This is a genomic window from Sandarakinorhabdus sp., assembly GCF_031422795.1.
GTDB lineage: Bacteria > Pseudomonadota > Alphaproteobacteria > Sphingomonadales > Sphingomonadaceae > Sandarakinorhabdus.
The window spans coordinates 1-8,296 of record NZ_JANPML010000122.1 but is presented as its reverse complement, the minus strand read 5'-3'; the positions used below and the strand labels follow the sequence as shown (position 1 = coordinate 8,296).

The 8,296-nt window shown below is 65.9% G+C and carries 6 protein-coding genes; 4 read left to right on the top strand and 2 right to left on the bottom strand.

The features are described from left to right. Positions 1 to 778, top strand: a 778-nt coding sequence (locus RMO81_RS04635) for a hypothetical protein (protein ID WP_310474587.1), incomplete at its 5' end; no start/stop codon positions are given. Here RMO81_RS04635 and RMO81_RS04630 read toward each other — a convergent pair. Beyond that, positions 779 to 3,058: a patatin-like protein gene (locus RMO81_RS04630; RefSeq protein ID WP_310474586.1), complete on the bottom strand. Its 2,280-nt coding sequence runs from the start codon at positions 3,056 to 3,058 to the stop codon at positions 779 to 781. A 252-nt stretch (positions 3,059 to 3,310) separates the two neighbouring features. Then, entirely contained in the window at positions 3,311 to 4,549 is a 1,239-nt protein-coding gene (locus tag RMO81_RS04625) for a M20/M25/M40 family metallo-hydrolase (protein ID WP_310474585.1), read from the bottom strand. Between the two features lie 84 nt (positions 4,550 to 4,633). On the opposite strand from RMO81_RS04625, the gene radA reads away from it, so the two are divergent. From radA to cysS, 3 genes are read left to right on the top strand one after another with little or no spacing between them, the layout of a single operon-like run. Further along, the gene (gene radA / locus RMO81_RS04620) at positions 4,634 to 6,013 is read left to right on the top strand and encodes a DNA repair protein RadA (RefSeq protein ID WP_310474588.1); all 1,380 of its coding nucleotides are present in this window, start codon (positions 4,634 to 4,636) and stop codon (positions 6,011 to 6,013) included. 38 nt (positions 6,014 to 6,051) lie between these two features. Further along, positions 6,052 to 6,720: a CvpA family protein gene (locus RMO81_RS04615; protein ID WP_310474584.1), complete on the top strand. Its 669-nt coding sequence runs from the start codon at positions 6,052 to 6,054 to the stop codon at positions 6,718 to 6,720. Further along, the gene (gene cysS / locus RMO81_RS04610) at positions 6,720 to 8,069 is read left to right on the top strand and encodes a cysteine--tRNA ligase (protein WP_310474583.1); all 1,350 of its coding nucleotides are present in this window, start codon (positions 6,720 to 6,722) and stop codon (positions 8,067 to 8,069) included. The genes RMO81_RS04615 and cysS overlap by 1 nt, the downstream gene beginning before the upstream one ends. Positions 8,070 to 8,296 lie beyond the last annotated feature (227 nt).

Sequence of the window (8,296 nt, the reverse complement as noted above, 5' to 3'; positions counted from 1 at the left end):
GTCACCCCGCACCCAAAAGGCACTGACCAAACCCACCATGCCCTGGCTGTTTCACATCTTCCTGGCCATTCACGTCGGTGCCGGCGTGGTGGCGCTCACCAGTTTCTGGGGGGCGGTGCTGACGCGCAAAGGGGGCCCGGCGCATCGGCGCTGGGGGGTCGTGTTTTCGGCCGCCATTTATACGGCGGCGACCCAGGCGTTGGGCATGGGCGCGCTGAGCCTCGTGTGGCCGCTGGCGATGCACCCGCAGCTCACCGACGCGGTGCTGTATCGCGGCATGTTCGGCACCATGATGGTCTATCTGGGGCTGCTGGCGATTTCGATGACGCGTTATGGCCTGGTGATGGTGAGCAATCGCCGCGACCATCCCGGCAATCGGCACTGGTCGATGCTGGCGGTGCAGGGCGGCACCATGCTGGCGGCGGGCATTTGTCTGGCGCACGGGCTGTATCTGCTGGATCGCAATGGCCCGGTGATGGAACCGATCCTGATGGTGATGGTGGCGCTGCTCGGCTTTGGCACCAGCACCACCTATTTCCGCTACATCTTCAGCACGCCGGCGGGCCCGCGCGCCTATATCCCGGAGCATTTCAAGGCGATGGTGGCGACCGGGATTGCGGCCTACACGGCGTTCCTGTCGGTCGGCCTGATCGAGATGTTCCCCACCCACGCCTTCAACCCGGCGATCTGGGCGATCCCGACGCTGTTTGGCTTGGGCGTAATCATTCATTATCTGCGGCAGTACCGCCCAGCGACGAAAGCCCAGCCGGCAGAGTGATCAGGTTTCCAGCGCCGCGTCGAGCGCGGCAATTGTGTCGGGAATGTCAACAAGATGCGCCCGTTCGGCGGCCAGGATGGCGCGGAAGGCGGCGCGCCTGATCTCGCCGAGCGTGGCCGCGTCGGGCCGGGCCTTGGCGGGAAGGGAGGACACCACCAGATCGATCAACCGTTCTGCCCCGTGCAGCCGGCCCCACAGATAGTCATGTTCGCGGTAGGCGCGGCTGAAGAAGGCACCAAAGGCATTGAACAGCGCGCCCTTCAACCGATGTCCGCCCACTGCGGCCAGAGCCGAGCAATCTTCGGGGCTGATGCGATCGACCTTGATCTCGTCCAGCTCGTCGATGTTGCCATCGGCGATGAGCGGCAGGATGGCGATATCGAAGAAGGGGAAACCCAGATAGGCCGCCACCAGATCCCGCCGCAGCCGGCGTGGCAGGCCGGTTGCCAGCAGCCCCACCAGTTCGGCGTCGCTGCGGGCATCAAGGCCTTTCAGGTCCAGCGCGCTGGCCATGGCGGCAAGCGCGCTGGCGGGATCGGCGATGGCGTTGCCGGCGGCGGCCTGTGCGCTGCCGGCGTTTGGCCAGCACATCAGGTGCGGGCCCAATATGGCGTAAAGCCCGGCCTTGACCTTGCCGAGCGTCTGCGCCGTCGCCTCGTCCGCCCCGGTCAGTTCCATGTTCACCCGGCGGATCAGGAAGCGCAGGCGGCGGATGCGGAAATCCACATCGAAATTGCGCAGGAACAGCACATAGGGCGATGCCGGCCCGGTCTTGCCGATGGCGCTCTCTGGCCTGTTCGCGTCGGCTGCGTTCAGGTGCCGCCAGATGCTGACGCGCACCGCGCCCACGTCCTGCCCGCCCAGCGCGGCGATGCGCTCGGCCAGCCGCTCTGTCACCAGGGCGAATTTCAGCCGGCCATAGGCGCCAAAGGCAAAGCCCGTCGCTTTGGCGGCCTCGCTGTTCATGCGGCTGCGCCAGGTGGCCAGCCGGTCAAGCGAGGGCGAGAACAACAGCAGGCGCATGCCGATGGCGGCATCAATGGCAATATCCACCTGCGGCATCATCCCGATCACGATATGGCGCAGCCGGCGCGAGCGCATCGAGATCGCCTCGATGGCGCCCAGGCTGTCGCGGATCGGCTGCTGGCGCGGGATATCGGCCAGGCTGCGCAGGATGGTGCCGAAAAAGCCCGGCGGTTGACCGGTTGCGCTGCCATCATGGTGCATCCCCGGTTTGGGATCGAGATAGACAAAGCGTCGGTCCACTTCGCGATGCGCCGGACGGCGACCCAACGCGGCCAGCGCCGGGCCAAAGGGCCGGTTGTCGAGCACTGCGCCATCGATCAGGTCCACGCTTTCCGGCTGGAGCCGGCCCGGCAGCACCCGATCGATAAAGGCCTGCCGCCCCGGCCAATCCTCGTCGCGGCGCTTGAGCAGGTCGTCAATCTCGGCAATCCGCGCTGGCGGGAAGGCGCCGGGAAAGCTCGCCGTGGCCCGGGCGGCAAACACCAGATCGGGCGTTGGCCCCAGATGCCGTTCCGCGCGGTCGCCGGGGCAGGCAAAGCCGATCACCAGGCGGTGTTCGGGCTCTGTCACTTCTTCGGGTGTGTTCAGTCGCAGGCGTTGGGGTGCGCCGTGATAATCGGTCACCGTCACGAACAGATCGAACGGGTGCAGCCGCGGCACCAGCGGCGGCGTGCGCTCCCCCTTTTCCATCGCGGCAAAGGCATCGGCCAGCAGGCCAGAGAACGCCGCGCCGGAAAACGGCGGCTTGAACCAGCGGCTGCGCATGAAGCGGGACAGCTTGCGCTTCACCTCGCCATGCGCCGCCACCTCGGCCTTGTCTTCATCTTCAAGCCCGCGCCGGCGCACCCACCACACCAACGGAATCGCCCACAGTTTCGACAGCGGCCGCGACGCGGCTGCCTTGTCGAGCAGCACGTCGCTGTCTGCTCCCTCCAGCCACAGGCTGCGGATGGCATCCAGATCATGCCCCTCCACCAGCGCCCGCGAGAGCAGCACGCCGTTGATGCCGCCCGCCGATGCGCCGGCCACGATATCGCACATCACCCGCAGATCGAGGCCGGGCAGCGAATCGAGCAACGCCTGATAAACAATCTCGCTGTCGCGTGCCGGCGGCAGATTTGCCCCGGTTGGCGCCTGCCGCCGCATGGAGGCGCGGCACAGCTTCCACACTTCCTTGGTCAGGCCGTGCATGTAGACCGCCAGGCTCACCCCGCCGTAACAGACCAGCGCGAGGCGCAGCTCCTTCGTCTGCATGGGGCCTCCTTTCACTCAGCAGTCTGGCCGACGCAGCAAGCCCCGGCAAGAGTGAGAGAATTCGGACGGGAAGGGAGCCTCCGGCGGGCAGGGTCGCAGACCCTGCACCCGATTGTTTTCGGGCAGTCCCGCCAACCAGTTCGTTGTCATGCTGGCCTGCGCCAGCATGACAAGCATAGAAGGAAGGCCCCACCCCAACAAACGGGTGCAGGGACTGTGTCCCTGCCCGTCGGAGGCCCTGCCTTCCTGACTTCAGCGCTTGATGTTGGCGGCCGCGACCACAATGTCGAACGCGGTGGTGATGCCCTTCACAAACGTCACCTTCTCTATGTTCACATATTCATCCAGTGCGTGGGCGCGGAAGCCGCCGCCGCCAGCGCCAAGCGTGATGGCCGGAATGCCCATGCTGATCGGGATGTTGCTGTCGGTGGAACTGGGCATCAGCTGGGCATCGTAGCCGCCGGCTTTCAGGATGCGTTCGGCGGTCTGCACCAGCGGGTCGGTGGCGGGCGTGGTGCCGGCCGGGCGGTCACCGATCAGTTCCGGGACCGCGCTGATCTTGCCGTATTGCGTGTCGCGGGCGGTATTTTCGGCGGCAACGCTGTCGTCGATGATCTTGAGGAACTGGCTTTCCAGTGCCTTCAGATTGGTGGTGGAGGCCGAGCGCATGTCGAATTCGGCCAGAATGAGATTGGGGATGGAATTGACCGAGGTGCCGCCGGCAATGGTGGAGGCGGCGAAGGTGGTTTTCACATCAGTGGGCGGCGCGATCTTGTAGAGGCCCTGCACGGTGCCGGCCATCGCCGCCATCGGGTTCACAATACCGAATGCGCCATAGCTGTGGCCGCCCGGCCCCTTGAAGGCGACGCGATACCGGCGGGAGCCGACGCCGCCATTGACGATCCGGGCAACATTGCTGCCATCGAAACTGATGAAATCGCCGATGCGCGGTTTCAGGGGACTGGCCGAGAAGATGTGGCGAACGCCGCGCAGATCGCCCTGGCCTTCTTCACCGACATTGGCGACGAAGATGATATCGCGCCCGGTCTCCACCTTGCCGGCGTCCATGGCGCGGACGAAGGCAAGCAGGGCGGCCAGGGTAACGGTGGTATCGCCGATGCCGGGTGCGTGCAGCGTGTTGGCTTCGCGGCGCACCTTGATGGCGACATCGGGCGGGAACACGGTATCGAGGTGGGCGGCGACCATCAGGGCCTTGGCAGCGCGATCCTTGCCGGGGCGGGTGCCGATGACATTGCCGACGGCATCGACGTGGACATCGCTGAGGCCAAGCGCCTTGAACTTTTCCGCCATCCGCGCGCCGCGTGCGGCTTCCTTGAAGGGCGGGGCGGGGATTTCGGTCAGTTCGATCACGTCCGCGATAGTCTGGTCGTAATCGGCGGCGATCCTGGCGTGCGCCGCCTTGGTGGCGGCAGATTGGGCGAGCGCCGGAGCAGCGGTGGCCAGAAGAAGGGTGAGGATTATGGTGCGCATGGCTTCATCTGGCACGCCCTGGCACCCGCTTGCAAGTGCCGCTTTGCCCAGCTAATGTTTCCCTTCTGTTCTAAAGGATTGATGATGGCAAAGGGCAAGACGCGCTATGTGTGCCAGGCCTGCGGGGCGGTGGCGCCGCGCTGGGCCGGGCAATGCGCGGACTGCAAGGAGTGGAACACGCTGGTGGAGGAAGCCGCGCCGGTGTTTACGCCCTTTGCCGCCAAGCAGTCGCTGCAGGCCGGTGGCCGGCGGATTGCCATGGAGAGCCTGGCCGATGATGTGGCCTTGCCGGAGCGGCTGTCCACCGGGATCAACGAACTGGATCGGGCGCTGGGCGGCGGGTTGGTGCCGGGCAGTGTGACGCTGATCGGGGGTGATCCGGGCATCGGCAAATCCACCCTGCTGTTGCAGGCAGCCGGCAAGATGGCGCGGACTGGCGCCAGTGTGGCCTATGTTTCGGGCGAGGAGGCCGCCGATCAGGTGCGGCTGCGGGCGCGGCGGCTGGGGCTGGCAAAGGCGGACGTGGCGCTGGCGGCGGAAACCAATGTGCGCGATATATTGACCACGTTGACCGGGCTGAAAGCGCCGCCGGGGTTGGTGGTGATCGATTCCATCCAGACCATGCATTCGGACACGCTGGAAGGCGCGCCGGGCACGGTTTCACAGGTGCGTGCTTCGGCCCAGGAACTGATCCGCTATGCCAAATTGTCGGGCGCGGCGCTGATATTGGTCGGCCATGTGACGAAGGACGGGCAACTGGCCGGCCCGCGCGTTCTGGAGCACATGGTCGATACCGTGCTCTATTTCGAAGGTGAGCGCAGCCACCAGTATCGCATCCTGCGCGCTGTGAAGAACCGCTTTGGCGGCACCGACGAGATTGGCGTGTTTGCCATGGGCGTTGACGGGCTGGAGGAAGTCGCCAACCCGTCCAGCCTGTTCCTGACCAGCCGGGCCGAAGGCGCCAGCGTGACCGGCGCGGTGGTGTTCCCGGCGCTGGAGGGCACACGGCCGGTGCTGTGCGAGATCCAGGCGCTGGTGGTGCGGGTGCCTTCGGGTGCGACGCCGCGCCGGGCGGTGGTGGGCTGGGATTCGGGCCGGCTGGCGATGTTGCTGGCGGTGCTGGAAGCGCGCTGCGGCTTGGCGTTTGGCGGGCACGAGGTTTATCTCAACGTTGCCGGGGGCTTGCGGATTGCCGATCCGGCCGCCGATCTGGCGGTGGCCTGCGCGCTGGTGTCCGCGCTCACCGATCGGCCCTTGCCGGCCGACGCGGTGGCTTTTGGTGAAGTGGCACTGTCCGGCGAGCTCCGCCCTGCAGGGCTGGCCGGTCTGCGTTTGAAAGAGGCGGCGAAACTGGGCTTTGGCCGCGCCTTCGTGCCGGATGGCACAACGGGCGGCGGGCCGATGCTCGTCAGTGGCTTTCGCACCATGAACGGATTGGTGGATCACCTCGGCCGGCCGGAATAGGCTTTTTCCGCGCTCTCAAATCGGTTAGGCGCTGCTGTATGGATACTCTAACGCAGCTTGCCGGCTTTGACTGGATCGTGGTGCTCATCGTGGGCGGCACAGCGGCCTTTGGCCTGATGCGCGGCTTTATCGCCGAAGTCGCCAGCCTGGTGGCCTGGGTGGCGGGCTTTGTCGCCGTGCGCCTGTTCTACACGCCGGCCCGCGCCATTTTCGAAACCGCCAGCGGCAGTGATCTGATTGCCACCGTGGCGGCGGTGCTTGGCCCGTTCCTGCTGGCCGTGTTGGCGGTCAAGCTGATCGGCAGCTTTCTGTCGAGCAGCGCCAAGGGCAGCGTCATCGGCCCGCTGGACCGTTTGCTCGGCCTGGGTTTTGGCCTGGTGAAGGGCTTTCTGGCGGCCAGCCTGATTTTCCTGCTGATCACGCTCGGCCTGAAGATTGTGCCCGGCGATGACCAGCGCCCCGATTGGCTGGCCAAGGCCAAGACCACGCCCACCCTGGCGTTGGTGGCCAGCGCCATGGTGTCTTATGTTGGCGATGCCTGGAACCAGCAGCAGAAACTGATCAATCCCGAACGCGACCCGCATGCCGGCTTGCCCGGCTTTGGCGGCGATGACGCGAATGAGGGCGGCTATGGCAAGCAGGAGCGCGGCTCCCTCGAACAACTGCTGGACGAACAGGAAAAGACCAGCCCCGGAACGTCCATCTGATGATACGCCTCTACAACACCGCCAGCCGCGCCAAGCAGGCGCTGGTGCCGATCAATCCTGATCGGGTGACAATGTATGTCTGCGGCCCCACTGTTTATGGCCGCGCCCATATCGGCAATTTCCGCCCGGCCGTGGTGTTTGACGTGCTGCAGCGCCTGCTCCGCCAGCATTATGGGCCGGACAAGGTGATTTATGCCCGCAACATCACCGATATCGACGACAAGATCATGGACAAGGCGCGGGCCGAAGGCGTGAGCATCGATACCATCACCACCCGCTATGAAACGCTGTATCTGGAAGATGCCGCCACGCTGGGCGTGGAGCGGCCGGATCTGCACCCGCATGCCACCACCAGCATTCCGGCAATGGTGACGATGATCGAGCTGTTGATCGGCAAGGGCCATGCCTATGTGGGCGAAGGCCATGTGCTGTTCGATGTATCGAGCCATGGTGATTATGGCAGCCTGTCGCGCCGGCCGCTGGACGAGATGATCGCCGGCGCGCGCGTGGAAGTCGCGCCCTACAAGACGAATCCGGCCGATTTCGTGCTGTGGAAGCCGTCGAGCAAGGATCAGGCCGGCTGGCCCAGCCCGTGGGGCCGGGGCCGGCCGGGCTGGCATATCGAATGCTCGGCGATGATCGCCGAAAGCCTGGGCACCACCATCGATATCCACGGCGGCGGCATCGATCTCAGCTTCCCGCACCATGAAAATGAGTGCGCGCAGAGCGCCTGCGCCCATGATGGGGCGCCGCTGGCCAATATCTGGATGCACAACGGCTTCCTGAATTTTGGTGGCGGTGAGAAAATGTCGAAGTCGCTGGGCAATGTGCTGAGCGTGGGCGAACTGATCGAGGCGGGCTGGACGGGCGATGAACTGCGCCTTGGCCTGCTTTCGGCGCACTATCGCCAGCCATTGACATGGGACGATGCGTTGCTCGGCCAGATGCGCGGGCGGCTGGACAAGTGGCTGCGCAAACTGGGTGACGTGCCCAAAGGCGTACGGCCCCCACCGCCTGCGGCCGTGGTGGAGGCGCTGGCCGATGATCTGAATACGCCCGCCGCGCTGGCCGCCATCGCCGGCATCGAGCAGGATCGCGAGGCGCTGCTAGGTGCGCTGGCGTTCCTGGGCCTGCCGTCACTGGGGGCCGAACGCAGCCGCAATGCCGCCGATATGCGCGGTGGCGGCCAAGACCCGGACGCCGCGCGCATCGACGCGCTGGTGGCGGATCGATTGGCGGCGCGCAAAGCCAGGAACTGGGCCGAATCCGATCGCCTGCGCGACGCGTTGACCGCTGAAGGCATCGTGCTGGAGGATGGGCCGGGCGGAACCAACTGGCGGCGGGCCTGAACGGGTACGGGCGGCATTTTCCCGCCTATCCACAACCGGGCTCGGACGGGTAAGAAGCAGACATGTCCGACACGCTCTACAACGCGGCGATCTTGCGCCTGAAACTGGTGGGCGAAACCGCGCATCGGCTGCCGGCACCCGTGGCCAGCGCGACGCGGGTGTCGCCGGTGTGCGGTAGCAAGATCATCGCCGATGTGGTGCCCGCTGCCGATGGCCGCATCGCCGCG